Origin of the sequence: Dactylosporangium sp. CA-139114 (genome assembly GCF_050955725.1) — a bacterium.
Taxonomy (GTDB): domain Bacteria; phylum Actinomycetota; class Actinomycetes; order Mycobacteriales; family Micromonosporaceae; genus Dactylosporangium.
In genome coordinates this window covers 943546-964960 of the sequence record NZ_CP192080.1, presented here as the reverse complement: position 1 = coordinate 964960, position 21415 = coordinate 943546, and the positions used below count along the sequence as shown (strand labels likewise).

Annotated in this window: 14 protein-coding genes; 7 read left to right on the top strand and 7 right to left on the bottom strand. The window is 73.2% G+C overall.

Annotated elements, in window-relative coordinates:
* Positions 1-111: 111 nt before the first annotated feature.
* The gene (locus ACQP2P_RS04420) at positions 112-1401 is read right to left on the bottom strand and encodes an amidohydrolase (protein ID WP_433618967.1); all 1290 of its coding nucleotides are present in this window, start codon (positions 1399-1401) and stop codon (positions 112-114) included.
* A gap of 850 nt (positions 1402-2251) precedes the next feature.
* On the opposite strand from ACQP2P_RS04420, the gene ACQP2P_RS04415 reads away from it, so the two are divergent.
* Both ACQP2P_RS04415 and ACQP2P_RS04410 read left to right on the top strand, forming a co-directional pair.
* On the top strand, positions 2252-3973 hold the full coding sequence (locus tag ACQP2P_RS04415; protein ID WP_433618966.1) for a serine/threonine-protein kinase: 1722 nt from the start codon (positions 2252-2254) through the stop codon (positions 3971-3973).
* Between the two features lie 19 nt (positions 3974-3992).
* Positions 3993-5624 carry a phospho-sugar mutase gene (locus tag ACQP2P_RS04410; protein WP_433613521.1) on the top strand — a complete coding sequence of 544 codons (1632 nt, stop codon included), beginning with the start codon at positions 3993-3995 and terminating at the stop codon, positions 5622-5624.
* Here ACQP2P_RS04410 and ACQP2P_RS04405 read toward each other — a convergent pair whose 3' ends face one another.
* Together ACQP2P_RS04405 and upp are read right to left on the bottom strand one after the other, a co-directional pair.
* Positions 5625-6725, bottom strand: a complete 1101-nt coding sequence (locus ACQP2P_RS04405) for a glycoside hydrolase family 26 protein (RefSeq protein WP_433613519.1) — start codon at positions 6723-6725, stop codon at positions 5625-5627.
* Between the two features lie 90 nt (positions 6726-6815).
* Positions 6816-7457 carry a uracil phosphoribosyltransferase gene (gene upp / locus ACQP2P_RS04400; protein ID WP_433613517.1) on the bottom strand — a complete coding sequence of 214 codons (642 nt, stop codon included), beginning with the start codon at positions 7455-7457 and terminating at the stop codon, positions 6816-6818.
* A 25-nt stretch (positions 7458-7482) separates the two neighbouring features.
* On the opposite strand from upp, the gene deoC reads away from it, so the two are divergent.
* From deoC to ACQP2P_RS04375, 5 genes are all read left to right on the top strand, one after another.
* Complete coding sequence (deoC, locus tag ACQP2P_RS04395) at positions 7483-8421, top strand: deoxyribose-phosphate aldolase (RefSeq protein WP_433613515.1); 939 nt, start codon at positions 7483-7485, stop codon at positions 8419-8421.
* Positions 8422-8423: 2 nt separating this feature from the next.
* Entirely contained in the window at positions 8424-9854 is a 1431-nt protein-coding gene (locus ACQP2P_RS04390) for an aldehyde dehydrogenase family protein (RefSeq protein WP_433613513.1), read from the top strand.
* Positions 9844-10701, top strand: a complete 858-nt coding sequence (locus ACQP2P_RS04385) for an aldehyde dehydrogenase family protein (RefSeq protein WP_433613511.1) — start codon at positions 9844-9846, stop codon at positions 10699-10701. Before ACQP2P_RS04390 ends, ACQP2P_RS04385 begins: the two co-directional genes overlap by 11 nt.
* 155 nt (positions 10702-10856) lie before the next feature.
* A complete protein-coding gene (locus ACQP2P_RS04380) occupies positions 10857-11945 on the top strand; it encodes a DNA primase (protein WP_433613509.1) in 1089 nt (362 codons plus the stop codon).
* A gap of 234 nt (positions 11946-12179) precedes the next feature.
* Positions 12180-15521 (top strand): hypothetical protein, encoded by a 3342-nt coding sequence (locus tag ACQP2P_RS04375; RefSeq protein WP_433613507.1) that lies wholly within the window; start codon positions 12180-12182, stop codon positions 15519-15521.
* A gap of 684 nt (positions 15522-16205) precedes the next feature.
* On the opposite strand, the gene ACQP2P_RS04370 is transcribed toward ACQP2P_RS04375, so the two are convergent.
* From ACQP2P_RS04370 to ACQP2P_RS04355, 4 genes are all read right to left on the bottom strand, one after another.
* Positions 16206-16808: a GTP-binding protein gene (locus ACQP2P_RS04370; protein WP_433083288.1), complete on the bottom strand. Its 603-nt coding sequence runs from the start codon at positions 16806-16808 to the stop codon at positions 16206-16208.
* Entirely contained in the window at positions 16789-17166 is a 378-nt protein-coding gene (locus ACQP2P_RS04365) for a DUF742 domain-containing protein (protein ID WP_350611831.1), read from the bottom strand. The genes ACQP2P_RS04370 and ACQP2P_RS04365 overlap by 20 nt, the downstream gene beginning before the upstream one ends.
* Positions 17167-17266: 100 nt before the next feature.
* Positions 17267-17671, bottom strand: coding sequence for a roadblock/LC7 domain-containing protein (locus ACQP2P_RS04360; RefSeq protein ID WP_033358336.1), 405 nt, complete (start codon positions 17669-17671; stop codon positions 17267-17269).
* On the bottom strand, positions 17668-21261 hold the full coding sequence (locus tag ACQP2P_RS04355) for a sensor histidine kinase (RefSeq protein ID WP_433613504.1): 3594 nt from the start codon (positions 21259-21261) through the stop codon (positions 17668-17670). Before ACQP2P_RS04355 ends, ACQP2P_RS04360 begins: the two co-directional genes overlap by 4 nt.
* Between the last annotated feature and the right edge of the window lie 154 nt (positions 21262-21415).

The following is a 21415-nucleotide window of genomic DNA, read 5'->3' as shown; positions in this document are numbered from 1 at the left end:
GCCGGTCCAGCACGTCCTCGGCCGGGGAGCCGGTGACGCCGTGCACGCGCAGCTCGGTGACCACGCCTGTGTGGTACCAGACGTGGACGACCTTCGCTGTCCGAAACCTTGCTAGAACGCTCCTGCGCTCAGCGCCGCGAGCGCGGTGTGCACCATGATCCGCACGCCGTGGCCGATCGCCCGCTCGTCGACGTCGAACGCGGACTGATGGATGTCGAACTTCGCCTCCGAGCCCGGGATGCCGGTGCCGAGCCGGATCATCGAGCCGGGGACGTTCTCCAGGTAGAACGCGAAGTCCTCGCCGCCCATGCTGATCTCGGCCTCGACCACGCGGTCCGGCCCGAGCGCCGCGCCGGCCGCGCCCGCGATGATCGCGGTGGCGAGCCGGTCGTTGACCACGGGCGGGACGCCGCGGGTGTACGTCACCTCGACGTCGGCCCCGGTCGGCGCGATGACGTCGTGGACGAGCTTGGTGACCAGCTCCGGCACTTCCTGCCAGGCCTCGCGGCTGAGCACGCGGATCGTGCCCCGGGCCATGCCCTCGATCGGGATGGCGTTGGCGGCCTCGCCGGCCCGCACCGCGCCCCACACCATCGACACCCCGGCCCGCGCGTCGAGCTTGCGGTCCAGCAGCGACGGCACGTCGACGAGGATGCGGCCGAGGGCGTGCACCAGGTCGGCGGTCAGGTGCGGGCGGGCGGTGTGCCCGCCGCGGCCGGTCAGCCGGACCTCGATCTTGTCCGCGGCCGCGGTGAACGGCCCGGAGCGCACGCCGACCAGGCCGACGGGCAGGTGGGGCGCGCAGTGCAGCGCGAAGATGGCCACGACGTCCTTGAGCGCGCCGGCCGCGATGACCTCGGGGGCGCCGGACGGCATCGTCTCCTCGGCCGGCTGGAACAGCAGCCGGACCCGCCCGGGCAGCTCGCCACGCTCGGCCAGCTGGGCCAGCGCCAGGCCGACGCCGAGCAGGATCGTCGTGTGCACGTCGTGGCCGCAGGCGTGGCAGACGTTGTCGACCGTCGAGCGGTAGGGCACGTCCTTGGTGTCCGGCAGCGGCAGCGCGTCGAGGTCGGCCCGCAGCGCGATGACGCGCTCGCCGTGTCCGATGTCGCACATGACGCCGTTGCCCTTGGGCAGCAGGCGGGGCGACAGACCGGCCCGGGTCAGCTCGCGGGCGACGAGCGCGGCCGTCTCGAACTCCTGGCCGGACAGCTCGGGGTGCGCGTGGATGTGACGTCGGATGGCCACCAGCTCGGCGCCCCGCGAGGCGAGCCAGCGGTCGAGCTGTCCGGGCAGCGGATCGGCCCCGGGTGGGGTCTCGGGCCAGCCATCGGAAAGACGCTCGGCCCTCGACGACGTCAACTTGCCGACCGGGCGCGCCGCAGCGGCGGCTTCGGTCAACGTCAGCGCTCTCGTCACGGTGAGTTCTCTATTTCGGTCTCATGGAGCGGCCCGCCCCGTGCGTGCCATGGACAGACTAACCGGGTGAAGGTGACGCAGCGCAACATCATTCTCGTGATGCCGGTATAGCTGAGCGTCACTTAACCGCAGCTAAAGGCGCGAAACTGCAGGCGTCACCTCATCCTCTCTAACGCGCGACCACCGTTACGGTCACGCGGTGTCGCGAATAAGTTTCCGCACTGGGTTCCGCGACCTGCGTCGCCACGGTTCAACACACAGTGACGGAAGACGTCGCAGGGTGGCACGGACCACACGGCCGGCGACGCACCCCTCGTCCGTCCATCGGCAGGCGAGATCAAGAATCCAGCAAAGCCGAGTCGCCGGTGTTCCCGAATGGTTTCCGTCTCCTGCGTAGACGCTCCATCCGCCTGTCCAGGTTCCCCGGATGCACGATTTCAATCCTGCGACCGTCCGCAGGGCGACATGATCGGCACGGTCGGTTGTCCGCGGGTCACGGTACGGTGAAGGACCGGACCCCACCTTTCTTCGACGGGCGAGAGCAAGCAAGATAGTGGGGCGAGAAGTCAACCTTCCCCCTCCCCATGACGGTTAACTGCCTGTGACTCAGCTTCCGACGTGGCATGGCGAGCCCCTGCCACCCACCGGTGCTCTGGCCTCGGCCGGAGCCGGGCGCGAACCTGCGCACGGCTCCGACTCCCCCTCCAACGGACCCGCCCGCGAACCACGCGAGCCAGGCTCGACCGCGCCCCCGGTGCCGGGGCAGCGCGCCGCGCCCGGAGTCGTGATCGGCGGACGCTACGCCCTGCGCACCGCCATCGGACACGGCGGCATGGGCACCGTCTGGCGCGCGAGTGACACGCTGCTGCGCCGTGACGTGGCGGTCAAGGAGGTGATCCTCCCTCCGGGTCTCGCCCCGAGCGACCGCGACTCGATGTATCAGCGGACCTTGCGTGAGGCCCGCGCCGCCGCCGCGCTGTCGCACCCGTCGGTCGTGCAGGTGTACGACGTCGTGACCGAGGCCGGCCGCCCGTGGATCGTCATGGAGCTGCTCCAGGCGCGCAGCCTCGCCGAGATGATCGTCGAGGACGGCCCGCTCGCGGCCCGGGCGGTCGCCAAGATCGGCATCGCGCTGCTCGGCGCGCTCGAGGTGGCCCACGCCGCCGGGGTGCTGCACCGCGACGTGAAGCCGGCCAACGTGCTCATCTGCGGCGACGGCCGCTGCGTGCTCACCGACTTCGGCGTGGCCCGCATGCCCACCGACAGCGAGCTCACGACGCCCGGCATGGTGCTGGGCTCGCCGCACTTCATCTCGCCCGAGCGCGCCATCGGGGCCAAGTTCGGGCCCCCGAGCGACCTGTTCTCGCTCGGCGTCACGCTGTACACGGCCGTCGAGGGCCGCCCGCCGTTCGACAAGCGCGACCCGTTCGAGACGATGCGGGCCGTCGTGGAGGAGCCGCCGGCGCAGTCCATGCGCGCCGGGCCGCTGGCCGGGGTGCTCTACGGGCTGCTGGAGAAGGACCCGGCCCGCCGCTGGAACGTCGAGACGGCCCGCGCCGTGCTGCGTGACCTGCTCGCCGGCCCGCTGGCCAGCAACGCGCCGGCGCACATGACCGACCCCTACGCGGTGGTCCGCCCGACCCACCAGCCCACGATGGTCCACCCGCAGCAGCCGACCGGCCAGATCGGCGGGCGGGCGATGATGGCCCCCGGCGAGACCGTCAGCGGCGCGATGCGGCGGATGCAGTCGGGCGCGCCCGCCCCGAGCGGGCCCCGGCACGACGCCGAGCTGGAGCGCACCGGGGCCGACGCCTACAACGCGTATGCGCCCGAATACGCCCAGGACGACTGGGCTCAGGGCCCGACCACGGCCACGCCGCCCGGCCCCGGCAGGACCTTCGGCGGCGGCGCCGGCCTCGTGGCGAAGGTCAAGGCGCTGCCGACCCTGGCCAAGGCCGGGATCGCGGCCGGGCTGGCGCTCGTGCTCTTCCTCGGCATCGGGGCCGCGGCCGGGCTGTTCTCCGGCGACGACGGCGGCAAGAACGGGCTGCCCAACGCGGGCGGCTCCAGCGCCCCGGCCGGGCCGGCGTTCGCGGTGGAGCCGTTCACCCACCCGGGCGGCATCACGGTCAGCGTGCCCAAGGGCTGGAAGGTCACCAAGCTGGGCACGGCCGCCGCGCCGTATTTCGACATCACCGACCCGGCCGACGCCAACCGGCGCATCCGGGTCAACATCGACAAGACGTCGGCCGCCCCGCGCGCCTTCCTGGAGGCGGCCGAGAGCCGGCTCAAGTCCACGCCGGGCAGCTGCGAGAGCCCCTATGCGCGGGTCGATCTCACCGACGCCAAGCTCGACGGGCAGGCGTCGGCGGTGCTGGAGTACACCTGCGGATCCGGCGACCACCTGCGCCACGCGCTCTGGGACGCCGTGGTGGCCAACGGCAAGGCGTACCACTTCTTCGTGACCGTCCCCGACGCCCGGTTCGCCGAGAGCAAGACGATCTTCGACGCGATGGTCAACTCCTTCAAGCTGACGCCGCCGACCGGCGGCTGACGCATGTTATGAAAGGCAGATGACCGCATCCCTGCGCTCCGCGGCTGAAGCCTGGCTCGCCGACGACCCCGATCCGGCGAGCCAGGACGAGCTGCGGGCCCTGCTCGACGACGAGGCCGAGCTGGCGGACCGGTTCGCCGGCCCGCTGCGCTTCGGCACCGCGGGCCTGCGCGGGCCGTTGCGGGCCGGGCCCAACGGGATGAACCTCGCGGTCGTGCGCGGCGCCGCGGCCGGGCTGGTGCGCTGGCTCGCCGCCCAGGCCGCCGGCCCCGACGACCGGCCGCTGGTCATCGGCTACGACGCCCGGCACGGCTCGCACGCCTTCGCCGTCGAGACCGCCCGGGTCGCGACCGGTGCCGGACGCCGGGCGCTGCTCATGCCCCGGCCCCTGCCGACCCCGCTGCTCGCCTTCGCCGTGCGCCGCCACGGCGCCGTGGCGGGGGTGATGGTCACCGCGAGCCACAATCCTCCGCAGGACAACGGCTACAAGGTGTACCTCCACGACGGCGCCCAGCTCGTCCCGCCCGCCGACGCCGGGATCGAACGCGCGATCCGCGAGGTCGGTCCGCTGGCCGACGTGCCGCTCGGCCCGCCCGGCGAGGTGCTCGGCGAGCAGATCGTGCGCGAATACGTCGACGCGGCGGTCGGGGTGATCGACCCGGAGGTGCCGCGGGACCTGGCCGTGGCCTACACCCCCATGCACGGCGTCGGCCGCGAGGTCTTCGAGGCCACGCTCGCCGCGGCCGGCTACCCGGCCCCGTCCGTCGTCGCCGAGCAGGCCGAGCCCGACCCCGACTTCCCGACCGTGGCCTTCCCCAACCCGGAGGAGCCCGGCGCCTCCGACCTGCTGCTGGCGCTCGCCGCGCGGGAGGGCGCCGACATCGCCATCGCCAACGACCCCGACGCCGACCGGTGCGCGGTCGCCTTCCGCAGCGGCGAGCAGTGGCGGCAGCTGCGCGGCGACGAGGTCGGGGTGCTGCTCGCCGACCACCTGATGCGCCGCGGGGTGCGCGGCCGCTACGCGACCACCATCGTCTCCTCCAGCCTGCTGTCCCGCCTGTGCGCGGACCGGGGCCTGCCCTACGGCGAGACGCTGACCGGCTTCAAGTGGATCGTGCGGGCCGGCCCTGACGGCATCGACGGCGCCGATCTGGCCTACGGCTACGAGGAGGCGCTGGGCTACTGCGTCGCCCCCGAGCTGGTGCGCGACAAGGACGGCATCACCGCCGCCCTGCTGGTCTGCGAGCTCGCCGCCGGGCTCAAGGCGGAGCTGCGCACGCTCGGCGACCGGCTGGACGAGCTGGCCCTGCGCTACGGGGTGCACGCCACCGACCAGCTCTCGGTGCGCGTCGAGGACCTCGCCGAGATCACGGCGATGATGGCCACCATCCGGTCCCACCCGCCGGCCGACCTGCTCGACGAGCCGGTGACCTCGATCGAGGACCGCCTGCCCGACTCCGACGTGCTCATCCTGCGGGCCGGGACCAGCCGGGTCGTGGTCCGGCCGTCCGGGACCGAGCCGAAGCTGAAGGCCTATCTCGAGGTCGTCGAGCCCGTCGCCGGCGGCGACATCGCCGGGGCCCGGGAGCGGGCCGCCGCCGCTCTCGTCGCCCTACGCACCCGGACCGCGGAGGCGCTGGGCCTGCGATAGCTAGAGCGTCACGGAGAAGACCTGGGACTCGGCCAGCTTGCGGAACTCGCTCAGCGCGGGCTGGGACGAGTCCGGGCGGGTGTCGCCCTTGGGCGCGTTCGGCGAGTCGAAGTAGACCAGCGCCCGGATCGCCGGGAACCTCCCGATCTGCTGGGCGACGGTCGAGAAGATCCAGGCCTTCTGGGCCGGGTCGGCGGTGTGCTCGTAGACGCCCCACTCCGCGACCATGAGCGGCTTGCTGCCGTGCGTCCGCGTCACCCAGGAGTAGAAGCCGGGCCAGACCGCCGGGTTCGACGTGTGGTTGACCAGGTACGAGAAGTCGCCGTAGCCGTAGCCGCCGGGCCGGGCGAACAGGTACGGGTCCATGCCGATCCAGTCCACGACGTCGTCGCCCGGGTACAGGTCGGCGAACCAGTCCTTCTCGCACCACGGCTGGTAGGCCATGTAGACGAGCACGAAGACGACGTTGCGCACCCCGTCGGCGCGCAGCCGCTGCACGGTGTGGCGGAACATCGCGGCATAGTCGCGGGCCGTCATCCCGCCGCCCGCGCGCACGTCGTTCTCGGGCTCGTGGTGCAGCGCCAGGAACATGGTCCCGGGGAACGACCGGAACCGCGCGGCCGCCCGGTCGATGCGCGCGTCCTCGCCGCCGGCGGCCACGTCCGCCCATGTCGTGCCCCAGGCGACCTTCCAGTTGGCGAACAGGATGCGTTTTCTCGGCTGCTGTACCGCGGCGATCTCGTCGGCGGTCGGGAAGACCTCGTCGCCGCGGTGGTACGAGTGCAGAATGTCGGCCGGGCGGCCCGTCGTGCTCTCGAAGTTGCGCAGGGCCTGGCCGGACGAGAGGTCCGTGAACGCGCCGGGCGCGACGCCCCACAGCAGCCCGCAGCTCGGCACGAGCTTGGTGTCGACGACGCAGCGGCGCTGCCGGTGCTCGCCGTTGCCGGCCTTCGGCGTCGTGCGGGCCTGGAGCCCTTGGCTGGCCTCGGCCTCGCTCAACCCCGCCACCGGCTCCCGCAGCGTCGCCGAGGCGAGCGCGCCGGAGCCGGCGAGGGCCAGCAGGATCGTGGCCGCGATCAGGAGCTTCTTGCGGTATCTCATCGCGGGCCAACGTAAGGCCGGACCCGTTCACCCGTTCAAGGGCACGGCCGCCGTAATCCCTCGTTACGGCGACCTTTCTTAAGCAAGTCTTTAAGAATCGCCGAAGCGCGGCATGCCGCCGAACTGCCGGTCGCCCGCGTCGCCCAGGCCCGGGACGATGAACTTGCGCTCGTTGAGCCGCTCGTCGATCGCCGCGGTGACCAGGCGCATCGGCAGCCCGGAGTTGGCCAGCCGCTCGACGCCGGCCGGGGCCGCGAGCACGCACAGCACCGTGATGTCGGTCGCACCGCGGTCGACCAGCAGCCGCACGCAGTGCTCCAGCGAGCCGCCGGTGGCCAGCATCGGGTCGAGGACCAGCACCGGGATGCCGGACAGGTCGCGGGGCAGCGACTCCATGTAGGCCCGCGGCTCGAACGTGTGCTCGTCGCGCGCCAGCCCCACGAACCCCATGGACGACTCCGGCAGCAGCGCCAGCGCGGCGTCGGACATGCCCAGCCCGGCCCGCAGCACCGGCACGAGCAGCGGCGGGTTGGCCAGGCGGGTGCCCTCGGTCGTCGCGACCGGCGTCTTGACCGGGAACTGCTCGGTGGCGAACGAGCGGGCCGCCTCGTACACGAGCATCGTCGTGAGCTCGTGCAGCGCGGCCCGGAAGGAGCCGTTGTCGGTGCGCTCATCGCGCATCGCGGTCAGCCGCGACTTGGCCAGGGGGTGATCCACCACGAGTACGTCCACGAGGCGAGAGCCTAGTATTTTCCCCATGAGCCTCACCGCCGAGGTCACGCCGCGTTCACAAGGCGCGCTGCGGACCTTCCTGCACGGCCTGCCGGGAGTCGACCAGGTCGGCGCCGAGCAACGCGCCGCGATGCTGGGCACCCGATCGATCAAGACCACGGCCAAGGCCCAGGCGCTCGACCTGGCGATCCGGATGGTCGACCTCACCACGCTGGAGGGCTCGGACACGCCGGGCAAGGTGCGCGCCCTGTGCGCCAAGGCGGTGCGGCCCGACCCGGCCGACGCGAGCTGTCCGAGCGCCGCCGCCATCTGCGTGTACCCCGCCATGATCGCCACCGCCGCCGAGGCCCTGCGCGGGTCGAAGGTCCACCTGGCCAGCGTCGCCACCGCGTTCCCCTCCGGCCAGGCCCCGCTCGCGGTCAAGCTGGCCGACACCCGGGCGGCGGTCGCCGACGGGGCCGACGAGATCGACATGGTGATCTCCCGCGGCGCGTTCCTGTCCGGCCGCTACGCCGAGGTCCACGACGAGATCGCGGCGGTCAAGCAGGCCTGCGGGGACGCCCACCTCAAGGTCATCCTCGAGACCGGGGAGCTGGCCACCCTCGACAACGTGCGGCGCGCCTCCTGGCTGGCGATGCTGGCCGGCGCCGACTTCATCAAGACCTCCACCGGCAAGGTGCAGCCCGCGGCGACCATGCCGGTGACGCTGGTCATGCTCGAGGCGGTGCGCGACTTCCGGGCCGAGACCGGGCGGGTCATCGGCGTCAAGCCGGCCGGGGGCATCCGGACCGCCAAGGACGCGATCAAGTACCTCGTGATGGTCAACGAGACCGCCGGGCCCGACTGGCTCGACCCGGACCGGTTCCGCTTCGGCGCCTCCACGCTGCTCAACGACCTGCTCATGCAGCGCACCAAGCTCGCCACCGGCCACTACAGCGGCCCCGACTACTTCACCCTGGACTAGCGATGGACTTCTCCTACGCCCCGGCGCCCGAGTCGCGCGCCATCGTCGACATCGCCTCGTCCTACGGCCTGTTCATCGGCGGCGAGTTCGTCGACGGCAAGGGCGAGCCGTTCAAGTCGGTCAACCCCGCCAGCGAGGAGACCCTCGCCGAGATCGCGTGCGCCGACGCGGCCGACGTCGATGCCGCGGTGAGCGCCGCCCGGCACGCCTTCGACACCGTGTGGGGGCCGATGCCCGGGCGGGAGCGGGCAAAGTACCTCTACCGCATCGCCCGGATCATCCAGGAGCGGGGCCGCGAGCTCGCGGTGCTGGAGTCGCTGGACAACGGCAAGCCGATCCGCGAGTCGCGGGACGTGGACATCCCGCTCGTCGCCGCGCACTTCTTCTACTACGCCGGGTGGGCCGACAAGCTCCCCTACGCCGGCTTCGGGCCCGACCCGCGCCCGCTCGGCGTCGCCGGCCAGGTCATCCCATGGAACTTCCCGCTGCTCATGCTCGCGTGGAAGATCGCCCCGGCGCTCGCCGCGGGCAACACGGTCGTGCTCAAGCCGGCCGAGACCACGCCGCTGACCGCGCTGCTCTTCGCCGACATCTGCCGCCAGGCCGAGCTGCCGCCGGGCGTCGTCAACATCGTCACCGGGGCGGGCGAGACCGGCCGGCTGCTGGTCGAGCACCCCGGCGTCGACAAGGTCGCCTTCACCGGCTCGACCGAGGTGGGGCGGGCGATCGCGCGGGCGATCGCCGGCACCGGCAAGAAGCTCACCCTCGAGCTGGGCGGGAAGGCCGCGAACATCGTCTTCGACGACGCGGCCGTCGACCAGGCGGTCGAGGGCGTGGTCAACGGCATCTTCTTCAACCAGGGCCACGTGTGCTGCGCGGGCTCGCGGCTGCTGCTGCAGGAGTCGATCGCCGGGGACTTCCTCGCCGCCCTCAAGCGCCGCATGGCGCAGCTGCGCGTCGGCGACCCGCTGGACAAGAACACCGACGTCGGCGCGGTCAACTCCGCCGCCCAGCTGGCCCGCATCCGGGAGCTGTCGCAGGTCGGCGAGCAGGAGGGGGCCGAGCGCTGGTCGGCCCCGTGCGAGCTGCCCGAGCGCGGGTTCTGGTTCGCCCCGACGATCTTCACCGGGGTCACCCAGGCGCACCGGATCGCCCGGGAGGAGATCTTCGGGCCGGTGCTGTCGGTGCTGACGTTCCGCACGCCGGACGAGGCGGTCGAGAAGGCCAACAACACGCCGTACGGGCTCTCCGCCGGCGTCTGGACCGAGAAGGGCTCCCGCATCCTGCAGATCGCGGACCGGCTCCGGGCCGGCGTGGTGTGGGCCAACACGTTCAACAAGTTCGACCCCGCCTCGCCCTTCGGCGGGTACAAGGAGTCGGGTTACGGCCGCGAGGGCGGCCGGCACGGGCTGGAGGCCTACCTTGAGCACTGAAGGCCGGCTGGCCGTCCGCAAGACGTACAAGCTGTTCATCGGGGGCGCGTTCCCCCGCAGCGAGTCGGGGAGGTCCTACCAGGTGCAGTCGGCCTCGGGCGAGTTCCTCGCCAACGCCGCGCTCGGCTCCCGCAAGGACGTCCGCGACGCCGTGAAGGCCGCCCGCGCGGCCGTGGGCAAGTGGTCCGGGGCGACCGCGTACAACCGCGGGCAGATCCTCTACCGGATCGCGGAGATGCTGGAGGGCCGCCGCTCGCAGTTCGCCGAGGAGGTGGGGCTGTTCGAGGACGACGCCGCCTCCCTCGTCGACGCCGCGATCGACCGCTGGGTCTGGTACGCGGGCTGGGCCGACAAGATCGCCCAGGTGCACGGCGGGGCCAACCCGGTCGCCGGGCCGTACTTCAACCTCTCCGCCCCGGAGCCGACCGGCGTCGTCGGGATCGTCGCCCCGGCCGACTCATCGCTGCTCGGGCTGGTGAGCGTGATCGCGCCCGCGATCGTGACCGGCAACACGGTCGTCGTGCTCGCCGCGCCCGACCGGCCCCTGCCGGCCGTGACCCTGACCGAGGTGCTCGCCACCTCCGACCTGCCCGGCGGCGTGGTCAACCTGCTGACGGGCTCGGTCGCCGAGATGGCGCCGTGGCTCGCCGCGCACATGGACGTGAATGCCATCGATCTCACCGGCGTGACGGACGCCACACTCGCAAAGGAGTTGGAGGCGGCCGCGGCGGAGAACCTGAAGCGGGTGATCCGGCCGAGCACTCCGGACTGGGGCGCCGACCCCGGCGTTTCCCGCATGCTCTCGCTGCTGGAGATCAAGACGGTTTGGCACCCCAAGGGGGTCTGACCGCCGCAGACGGTGCACACTAGGGTGTTTTGTGCGCGAGGCCACACACGCCCTGGTGTGCCCGCACGCCGAGCCCGACTACGGAGGTCACAGTGGCCCGCCAGTCTTCCCGGTCTTCCCGGCCCGCATCCTCGCGTCCGGCCAAGCCCGAGCCGGTGGAGGAGGACATCGAGGAAGCCTCGGCCGACGCCGACGTCGACGCCCTGGCCGACACTGAGATCGACGACGACGTCGATGCCGTCGAGGACGCCGACACCGAGGACGACGAGGACGACGCCGACTTCGACGAGGAGGAGGGCGGCCGCGAGCGCACGGCCCAGGCCGACGCGATGTGGAACGACGTGCGCATCGAGCCCGTCGAGATCGCGCTGCTCAAGGGCGTCGGCTTCACGCTGCGGGCCTACCGGCTCAACACCGAGCTGACCCCGACGGAGGTCGACGAGGAGGAGGACGACTTCGCGATCCTCCACCGGCGCCCGGCGGAGGACGAGGACGACGAGCGCGTCGTCATCCTCGAGAACGCGGAGCTGTTCGAGGACGAGCCGGAGCCGGCCGCCGTGGAAGCTTCATCCGCGAAGTCCCGCAAGAAGCCGGCGAAGAAGGATGACGCGGATTCCGACGAAGCCGCCGAATCCGACGAGCTGGACGAGGCCGCCGAGCTCGACGAGGACTCGGACAAGGCCGACGACGAGGACGCCGAGGCCGAGGTCGGCGCGCAGGACGAGGAAGAAGAGGAAGAGGAAGAGGAGGCGGAGCCCGAGGAGGTTCCGGCGTTCCTCTCCCACCGCGGCAAGCTGCTGCTCTTCCGCTCCGCCGAGGGCCTGGTCGAGTTCGTCAAGAGCGACGCCGAGCACGACCTCACCCAGCTCGACACCTGGGAGAGCCTGCGCAAGCGCATCACGGCCTCGGCGGTCGTGCCCACCGACGAGAACCACTACGAGCTCGACCTCGTCGTGGAGAACCTCCGCGGCGGCCAGGACGCGTGGGACACCGACCTGCTGCTCGCCGCGGGCGAGGCGGCGCGTGACCTTGCTTACGCCCTGCGGCTCGAACCGGTCCGCACGGCGCTCTCCCCCGGCTCCCCGCTCGACGACCTCGACGAGGGCCTGCGAGCTGCGGCGGCGGGCGGCATGGGCGGCTTCTTCGCCAAGCGCCGGCTCAAGAAAATCGGGGCACAACAGGCGGCCCTCGGCTGGCGGACGATTATCGGCAAAATTTCTGCCGCCGTGGACTGGCGTGATTGATTTGTGACCGACAGGATCTAAGCCGTGGGCATTTTGGCACGGCGGGCCCGACCCGGCTCCTAGCCGGACGGGTGGCGACGGTGGACGACGATCAGCCACTGGGGCATTCAGCCGTTTCGGCTGATCGCGTCACCGGCCGTCAACCTGTTCACTAGAGGTCGTTCAGTTTGACCTGCGGCAACACGACGGCGGGGCCCCGGGACAGTCCCCGCCGACGTGTCGAAAGCTCAACTGATGTCCCGAGAGGAGGACGACGCGGTGGCGCTCGTTCGGGTGTACTGCGGTCTGGCGTCGGCTGAACCCGCCGAGCCGCAGTCGGGTTCCGACATCTGGTTGACCGTCGCGGTCGTCGACGACGCCGGCCGACTCATCGACATCTGCGAGGTGAGCGACGACGCCGGCGGTTACGCCGAGCTGAGCGCTCTGCTGGCGCAGCGCTCCGGCGGCACCTCCGCCGTGGCGGTCGCGGCCGAGAGCGACGACCACGTCGTCACCCAGCTGCTCACCGCGGCCGGCCGCAACCTCGCGTTCACCGACGACGACTCGGCCGACGACTACGCCGAGCGCTTCGCCGACGACGAGTCGCCGGAGGAGATCCAGTCCAACGCCGCCGAGCGCCGCGCGGTCGGGCTCGCCCGGGCCCTGCAGGCCGGCGTCCTCTCCGCGGTCGGCCAGGCCGCCCCGCGCGACATGCTCCCGCTCAAGCCGGTCCTCGCCGCGCACGCCGCCGTCGTCTCCGGCCGGCAGAGCGCCGCGGCCACGCTGCGCGAGGTGCTCCGCGAGCTCTACCCCGCGGCCCTGCGCGCCTACCCCGACCCGGCCGAGTCGATCCCGCTGGCCATCCTCGACGCGCTGCCCGAGCCGGGCATCCTCGGCGGCGGCGCCACCGGCCGCAAGGGCGACCAGGCGGTCGTCGCCGAGCTGGCCAAGGCCGGGGTCGCCGACGCCGTCACGCTGGGCGAGGCGATCACCGCGCTGCGGGTCGCGATCGCCGAGACCCCGCGCCGCACCGGCGTCAACCGGGCCATGACCACCGCGGTCGCCGAGACCATCCGGCAGTCCGTCGCGGCCGTGCGGGCCGGCGACGCCGCGGCCGCCGCGCTCGTCGCGGTGCTCGCCGACAAGATGAGCCCGGCCGCCCACCGCACACTGCCCAACCGGCAGCGCCCGGCCACGCCGCTGAGCCCGGCCACCGCCCTGAACCAGGGCACCCCGCTCGGCGCGCCCGCCGGCCCGCTGCGCCCGGCCGCCGCCCAGGACGCGCCGTCGCGCTCCCGGGCCGCCGCCGTCGCCTCCAACGCCCGGCCGGCCGCCGCCGCGAGCGACGCCCCGCAGACCCGCTCCCGCGCCGCGACCCGGGCCGCCGAGGCCGCCCGCGCCGCCGAGGTGGCCCGGGCCGAGGAGTCCTCGGCCGCCCGCGCCACCGGCGGCCGCCGCCGCGCCCAGAACGCGCCGGCCCTGCCGGCCCAGGCCCAGCCGCCCGTCGTGTCGGCGCCCCCGGCGACCATCGGCTCCGCGTCCGCCGTCGTCTCCACGCCGCCGGTCGTCTCGACACCCCCCGGCTACGTGCCGTCGGCCCCGCCCGCCTACGGGTCGGTGCCGTCCGCGCCGCCGGCCTACGGCTCGGTGCCCTCGGCCCCGCCAGCCTACGGGGTCACCTCCGCGCCGCCCGGATACACGCCCTCCACGCACGCCGCCCCGCCGCCGTACCAGTCGGCCGCCTACCAGCCGCCGACGCCGATGTACGCGCCCGCGCCGCCCGTGCCCCCGACCTACCAGTCGCAGGCGCCGACCCCGGCCTCGATGCAGTCGATCCCGGTCCCGCTGCAGCCCGCGCCGCCGCAGCCGACGCCCGTCGCGCCGCTGCCGGTGGCCCCGGCCCCGGTCGCCCCGCCGCCGGTCGCGCCGACCCCGGTGATCCCGCCGCAGCCGACGTCATCGAGCAGCGAGCCGCAGTTCACGTCGCTCATGCCGCCCCCGCCGCCGGGCATCGCCCCGCTGATCGGCGGATCCGAGCCGCACGAGCTGCCGCGCTTCGACTCCTACGGCTACGACCCGCTCACCGGCCCGTCCTCCGCGCCGCCGGCCGCCTCGGTCTCGTCCCCGGCCGCGACCGCGCCCACCGCGGGCGGCGGCCTCGACAGCGGCCCGCGCCTGAGCGACCTCGCCGCGCTGGGCGAGCCGCCGACGCTCGACACCGCGAGCGCCACCCGCTCCCGCTGGCCGCTCGGCACGTCGGACACGCCCACGACGGAGACCTCGGTCGCGGCCTACAAGTTCGGCGCCGACCCGCTCGCCTCCCCCTCGGAGCTGAGCAGCCTGCCGAAGCTCAGCGACATCCCGCAGCCGCCGGACTTCTCGGCGCTGGACGCGACGCTCGAGGCCACGACGAAACCCGCCCTGCCCCCGCGCCGCGGCTCCGACGCCGCGGCCTCACGCGGCCCGGCGACCGATGCGCTGTCCTCGTTCGGCTCCGGCGAGTTCCCGCCCCTCAACGGCGAGCGCTCCGCCCGGTCCCGGGCCGAGTCCCCGGCGGCGGCCGCCTCCGCGGGCCTGTCCCGGGCGGAGCGGCGCGCCGAGCGCGACCGCGCCGAGCAGGAGGCCGCGCAGTCGACCCGTGCCGCCTCCCGGCACGCCGACCGCAGCCAGGACGACGAGCAGCCGGCGCGCAGCGAGCGGGCCCGCACCGAGATCCCGCGCTCCTCACGCACCGAGATCCCACGCTCCTCGCGCACGGAGATCCCGCGGTCCGAGCGGGCGCGCACCGAGATCCCGCGCAGCGAGCGGGCCCGGTCGGCGTCGGCCGAGCGCCACGTCGAACTGCCCCGCCAGCGCGAGGGCCGCGTGCCCCCGCCGTGGCAGACGGGCGAGCTGCCGCTCGAGCCCGCGGGCCTGCGCCTTGTCGAGCCGGCCCCGGTGGCCGACCCGGCGCTCAAGGCCGGCTACTCGGACGAGCTCAGCGGGGAGTACAGCGGCGAGTTCCCGTTCGAGCCCCCGGCCCTGCGCCTGGTCGACTCGGACCGCCCGGCGGAGCGCGCGACCGCCCGCAGCACCGGTGCCGGCCGCAGCCGCCGCGCCCCGGCCGCCGACCGCGAGGCCGGCAAGCCGGCCGACGAGGGCGACGGCGACCTGCTGATCTTCGCGGCCGCCCGCTCGGCCTGGTTCACCGACTGGGACGCGGACTCCGAGTCCACCGGCGAGACCGCGGCCCCGCGCGCGACCCCGAGCTGGGAGAACTCGAACGACTCGGCGTGGCAGGCGGCCCAGCGGGCCAGCGCGCCGGAGATCGGCGACGAGACCCGCTCCGGCCTTCCGCGCCGCGTGCCGCAGCAGAACCTGGTGCCGGGCGCCCCGGTGAACAACCCGGAGCGGCCGCTGCGCATCGTGCGCGACGCCGCCCAGATCGCGGCGCACACGACCGGCTACTTCCGCGGCTGGCGCCGAGGCCAGGAGGTCGGCGGCTTCGCGGTCGGCGGCCGGCCGGGGCGCGAGTCGGCGGGCGGCTGGGACTTCAGTCGCGAGGCGAGCCGGGACTACCAGGAGCGGGAGTACGAGTACCGCTCCGCCCGCCGCTAACCGGCACCGCACAGCGTTCGAGGGCCGCTCCCGATCGTCGGGGGCGGCCCTCGCTGGTTCCGTCCTGACGCCGACGCCTACCCACACGCTCGCCCGGGACACCACGCCACGCCAACGGCCCGCCACGCCAACGCCACCCCACGCCCGCCCACGCCCGCCACGGCCCACCCGCCACGCCGCGCCCCGCCCACACCCGGCCACGCCCACGCCCGCCACGCCAGGCCCCGTCCGCGCCCCGTCCACGCCCCGCCACGCCCCGTCCACGCCCCGCCCACGCCCCGCCCGCGCCCCGCCACGCCCACGCCCCGCCCGCGCCCCGCCACGCCCACGCCCCGCCCACGCCCGCCACGGCCCACCCACCACGCGTGCACTCGCCCCGGGGCGCTGCGCCCGTGGCGAGCGTGGGCCAGGCCGGGAGTCGTTCCCGTGTGGATGTGGTGGAGGGTGGCCGCGCGAAGGCCCGTGCGAACGGCCTGTGCGCGCCGTCAGGGCGCCGGGCCGGGCAGGGGCACCCCCATAGGCGCCGCACGGGGTACGAATCGCTCAGCGAGCCCGAGAACGGAAACGGGCGCGTTCCGCACTCGGAACGGTACGCAGGGTGAAGTCCGCCAACGCAAACGCGCACCGGGCGACCCTCACGGGTGCTCGGTGCGCGTCCACGGCTGAGTGGGGTGCTGCGGGGTGTTACGCCGGCGCGGTCGCCCGGCTCCGGCGCATCGACAGGACGTACTCGACGAGCGAGATGAGCACGTTCTTGGTCGACTCGCGGGAGCGAGCGTCGCACGACACCACGGGAACGTCGCTCGAGATCGCGAGCGCCTCCCGCACGTCGTCGGCGTTGTGGTACTGCACGCCGTCGAAGCAGTTGATGGCCACCAGGTAGGGCAGCCGCCGGTGCTCGAAGAAGTCGATCGCGGCGAAACAGTCGGCCAGACGCCGGGTGTCCACCATCACGACCGCCCCGATGGCGCCCCGCACGAGCTCGTCCCACATGAACCAGAAACGGGTCTGGCCCGGGGTGCCGAACAGGTACAGGATCAGGTCCCGGTCGATCGAGATACGACCGAAGTCCATCGCGACCGTGGTCGTCGTCTTGCCGGGCACATTGCGGGTGTCATCCACACCGACACCGGCGGAGGTCATGATGGCCTCGGTGGTCAGCGGCGTGATCTCCGAGACCGAGCCGACCAGTGTGGTCTTGCCCACGCCGAAACCGCCGGCGATGACGATCTTCGCTGACGTGACCCGCCCTGGGCGGTGTGCCACGTCAGAGCCTCCGAAGTCCACTCAGCACCCTCTCAAGCAGTTCTGTGCCCACCGACTCGTTATCGTCGAGCGAGGTCGGCTCGTACACCGCGACCAATCCGTCGGCAGCCATGTCTGCCACGATGACGCGGGCGACACCCAGCGGAAGCTGCATGCGCGCCGCGATCTCGGCGAGAGACTGCAGGCGACCGTCGCAAAGCGTTGAAATGTATTGCTGCTCCTGGCCGTGAGCACCACCCGGCCTGGTGTTGGCCGCCCGGCCACGCACGGTGGTCTCGACCAGCGCCTCGATCGCGATCTCCAGCTTGGGCCGGGTGCGACCTCGGGTGACGGCGTACGGCCTTACCAACGCGCCCGTTGGCTCATCGCGTTCGGCCATGTTCGCCGTTCACCTCCTCACTCGTCGGGCCTCGTAAGCAGCCAATGAGTATGTTGTTGCCACTAATGGATATTGCTCTGTCACCGAGTTCAGTTCAGCTTCAGCCGAGCATCGAGGCCGTGGGGCGAGGCGGCGGCGTGAGAGCGTCACCGACCCGGTCGACCAGCAATGCCATTTCGTAGCCGACCTGGCCGACGTCGCAGGCGCGGGCCGCGAGGACCGCGAACGACGAACCGTCGGAGATCGACATGAGGAACAGGAAGCCGTTGTCCATTTCGACCACAGTCTGCAGCACGGCCCCGCCCTCGAAGCAGCGGGACGCACCCTGGGTCAGGCTCACCAGACCGGACGCGATCGCGGCGAGCTGATCGCCACGGTCGCGGGGCAGGTCGCGAGAAGCAGCCAACAGCAGACCGTCCGCCGAGACGGCGACCGCGTGGGCGACCCCCGGCACTCGGTCCGCGAAGTTGGCTAGCAGCCAACCGAGATCCTGCGTAGATGTCATGCCTCGTGCTCCTTGCCAACCTGCGAGTTTTGAGGCCCGGCCGAAGTCGGCTCCGGGGTTGTCGAGTCGTCGGACCGCGTGCGGCCGCGCTGAACGCCTCGGTGATACGCCGACAACAGACCGCGCACGGACTCCGGCGTCCGCTTGTGCGCAACGGTGGTGTTCTTCTCAACGCCACCCGGAACCAGCTGCGACATCGGCACGCGCTTGGGCAAACCCATGTCGGTTGTCGCAAATTCCTGCGCCTCGGCGATTGCCGCTGCCGCTTGCCATCCTTCGTCTGCCGCAGTGTGCCAGTTTACTGCCGAACCGCTCGACGCCCGGTCGGCCGAACCTCGCGAAGCTTCACCCGGAGTGCGGGTTTCAAATCGCTGCGGCGGGACGTATGGGGACGGCGCCTCACTGTAGGTGACCTCGACCGGCCGGGGGCCGGACGAGGGCGGCTGCGCCGCGGCCGGAGCCGGAGCGGGGGCCGCGGCGGGCGCCGGGGGCGTCGGGTCTGCCAGGGGCTGGCGCGTGGTCGTGAACCAGGCGGACTCCAGCTCCCGGAAGATCGGCAGCTCCATCGTCTCGTCGACGAAGCGCTGCCGCGAGTCTTGGGATTCGGTCTCGCTCGGTGCCGGGTCCCAGTCGAGCCGGACGCGCGGAATCTCCGCGGTCATGTCGACCGGGGCGTAGGACTCGGCCGCGGGCCGCTGCTGCGGCTCGGGCTCGGCCACCGGCCACGGCGATGGCGCCGGCGGCTGAGCGGCCGGCGGGGTGGAGAACCCGTTCTGCGGCGCGGGTGCGCCGCCGAACGCGGAGTCGCCGTCGAACTGCCCGCCGCCGAGGCCGGGCCGCTGCCGCGGGATCGGGCCGCCCACCTCCTCGGCGTCGGTCACCTCGCCCTCGCTCGGCCACGCCTCGTTGGCGCGACGCTGGGGCAGCGGGTTGAGGCCGCCCGGTCCGCCGGGCGCGTCGGAGCGCTCGCGCCGGTAGGCCTCCTCGCCGCCGGCGTCGCCGACGCCGGTGAGGTCGGACCAGGCCGGCAGGTTGCGGCCACCGCCGTTGCGCTCGGCCGGGCGCTCCCCGCCGAAGCCGTTGCGGCTCAGGCCGCCGGTGTCACGCTCGGGGTCGCGGCCGCCGAAGCCGGCGCCGTCGCGGCGGAAGCCGCCCGTGTCGCCCCGGCGGAAGCCGCTGCCGTCCGTGTCCCCGCGCCGGAAGCCGCCACCGTCGCCGCCCGAGGGCGGGAGCGTCGGGCGGGCCGGAGGCGCGGGCGGGGCCGGGCGCGGCGGGGCGCCGTTGGCGAAGCCGTTGACGGTCGGGCGCTCCGCGGTGCCGGGGCCGCCCACGCCGTTGCGCTCGGGACGGTCGCCGCTGAAGAGGCCGCTGCTGGTCAGGGTGCCGAAGCGCGGGCCGCCGCCGTTGCCGCCGGTGCCGGCGCCCGCAAAGCCGCCGCCGAGACCGCCGGGCGTCGGGCCGCTCTCCAGCGCCAGCGGCGAGGCGAGCGGGGAGCGCGGGGCGGGGGTCGACGGGATCGGCCGGGCCTGCACGACGTCGTTGGGGCCGACGGCGGGCATGCCGGCGGTCGGCATCCCCGCGGCGGCGCGCCCGGACAGCGCCCGCGGCACGAGCACGCCGGCCGGCAGCGTCATGTCGGCGATGGTGCCGCGCTCGCGCGCCGCCCGCAGCTCGACCTTGACCCCGTGCCGGGCCGCCAGCCGGGCGACCACGACGAGGCCCATCATCCGGGAGACGGCCACGTCGACCATCGGCGGGTTGGCGAGCCGGTCGTTGAGCTCGGCGAGCTGCTCGGGCGAGATGCCGATGCCGTGGTCCTCGACCAGCAGCACGGCGCGGTCGCCGACGCGGCGGGCCTCGACGATGACGGCCGAGTCCGGCGGGGAGAACGCGGTCGCGTTGTCCAGCAGCTCGGCGACCAGGTGGACCATGTCGTTGACCGAGTGCGCCGCGATCTCGATGTCGCGGTCGATCATGCCGAACTCGATGCGCGTGTAGTGCTCGACCTCGGACTGCGCGGCGCGCAGCACGTCCATCAGCGGGGCCGGCTCGCGCTGGATGCGCGTGGAGTCGGCGCCCGCGAGGACCAGGAGGTTCTCGTCGTTACGGCGCATCCGGGTGGCCAGGTGGTCGAGCTGGAAGAGCTCGGCCAGCCGGTCCGGGTCCTCCTCGCCGCGCTCCAGCCGGTCCAGGTGACCGATGAGCCGGTCGACCAGGATCTGCGAGCGGCGGGCGAGGTTGACGAACATGGTCGCGACGCTGGCCCGCAGGGCGGCCTGCTCGGCCGCGGTGCGCACGGCCTCGAGGTGCACCGCGTTGAACGCCTCGGCCACCTGGCCGAACTCGTCGCGGCTGCGGATCGGCAGCGGCTCGGCGATCTGCAGGGCCAGCTGGTGCGGCGACATCTGGGTGGCCAGCGAGGGGTCCCGCAGCCGCTGCACCGCCTGGGGCAGGCCGAACTGCGCGACCGTGAGCGCGCCGTGACGCAGCTCGCGCAGCGAGCGGGCCATCGACCGGGCCACGATCCAGGCGAAGAGGATCGCCAGCAGCAGCATGCCCAGCAGCGCGCCGGCGGTGACGAGCACCCGGCGCTGCAGGTCGTTGCGGGCCGCGGTGGCGCTGTCGATGTTGTGGTCGTCGAACTCGATCTCGATGCCGCGCAGCAGGTTCGCCTTGTTGATCATGGCGTTGTCCCACGCGGCGGCCGTGAAGTTGACCTCGGCGGGCAGCTGCTCGGTGGTCAGCGGGCCGAGGATGCCCTCGAAGGTGGCGGCCTCTTTGAGGTCCGAGCCGGAGCGCTTCTTGTCGAACACGTCGCGGTGCCAGGGCTGGGAGTTGGTGCGGAACTGCTCCTCCGCCTGATCCTGGCCGGTCAGGGCGGCCTGGAACTCCTTGCGCAGCTGCGGCGTGAACGCCTTCGTCGTGAGCGCCCGGATGCCGACGACCCGCTCCAGGGCCACCTGCTCCTTCATCTCCGAGATGGCGGCCGCGGCGCGCATGTCGACGCCCAGCGACGGGTTGTTCGACAGCTCGGCCGAGCTGCCGCGGATGCTGAGCAGGTCGTCGATGAGCGACTTGTACCGCGCCACGACGGTGCTGGCCAGGATGTCCTTGCTGCCCTCGGTGATCTTCTTGCGCATGCCGGGCAGGTCCTGCAGCTGCGTGTCGATCGAGCCGAGCTGCTTGCGGAAGTCCACGGGCGGGTCGGCCAGGCCGGAGCGGGTCTGCTCGTAGTCCCGGCGCGCGTCGTCGGTCTTCTGGGTCTGGCGCTCGAAGATGCTGCGGGCCTCGACGGCCGCGTCGGTGTTGAGCTGGCCGAGCAGCATCGTCGCGTTCGCCCGCTCGTTCTGCAGCTCGTGCACGAGGGCGGAGGCCTGGGCGGACAGTCCGGAGAGCGTGCGGGCCCGATCGGCGTCGTTCGCGTCGCCGATGTTGCCGACGAGACCGTTGGTGCCGACCACGATCGTCGCGATGATCGGGACGATCATGATGAGGCCGAGCTTCGACCAGATCGGCAGGTCCCGGAGCCGGCCGATCGGGAAACGCAGACGCGACGAGACCGGCTCTTGCGTCGATGGCCGTTTGCTCACTTCACCGCCCTCCGAACCGGCGCCTCGTGGAACAGCAGGCACCCGCGACCGGCCGACCCTACTGGGCCAGACCTCCGAGATTCCACCATGTCCCGTGCCAAGAAGAAAGCCCAGGTCTACCGCTGTGGCTTATGTGCGAGTTTTACGGATATGT

Bases quoted from the DNA above. Each gene is read 5' to 3' on its own strand.
- ACQP2P_RS04375 (WP_433613507.1), top strand. From the start codon at position 12,180: ATGTCCCGAGAGGAGGACGACGCGGTGGCGCTCGTTCGGGTGTACTGC.
- ACQP2P_RS04415 (WP_433618966.1), top strand. From the start codon at position 2,252: ATGGGCACCGTCTGGCGCGCGAGTGACACGCTGCTGCGCCGTGACGTG.
- ACQP2P_RS04405 (WP_433613519.1), bottom strand. From the start codon at position 6,725: ATGAGATACCGCAAGAAGCTCCTGATCGCGGCCACGATCCTGCTGGCC.
- ACQP2P_RS04390 (WP_433613513.1), top strand. From the start codon at position 8,424: ATGGACTTCTCCTACGCCCCGGCGCCCGAGTCGCGCGCCATCGTCGAC.
- deoC (WP_433613515.1), top strand. From the start codon at position 7,483: ATGAGCCTCACCGCCGAGGTCACGCCGCGTTCACAAGGCGCGCTGCGG.
- ACQP2P_RS04365 (WP_350611831.1), bottom strand. From the start codon at position 17,166: ATGGCCGAACGCGATGAGCCAACGGGCGCGTTGGTAAGGCCGTACGCC.
- ACQP2P_RS04410 (WP_433613521.1), top strand. From the start codon at position 3,993: ATGACCGCATCCCTGCGCTCCGCGGCTGAAGCCTGGCTCGCCGACGAC.
- ACQP2P_RS04360 (WP_033358336.1), bottom strand. From the start codon at position 17,671: ATGACATCTACGCAGGATCTCGGTTGGCTGCTAGCCAACTTCGCGGAC.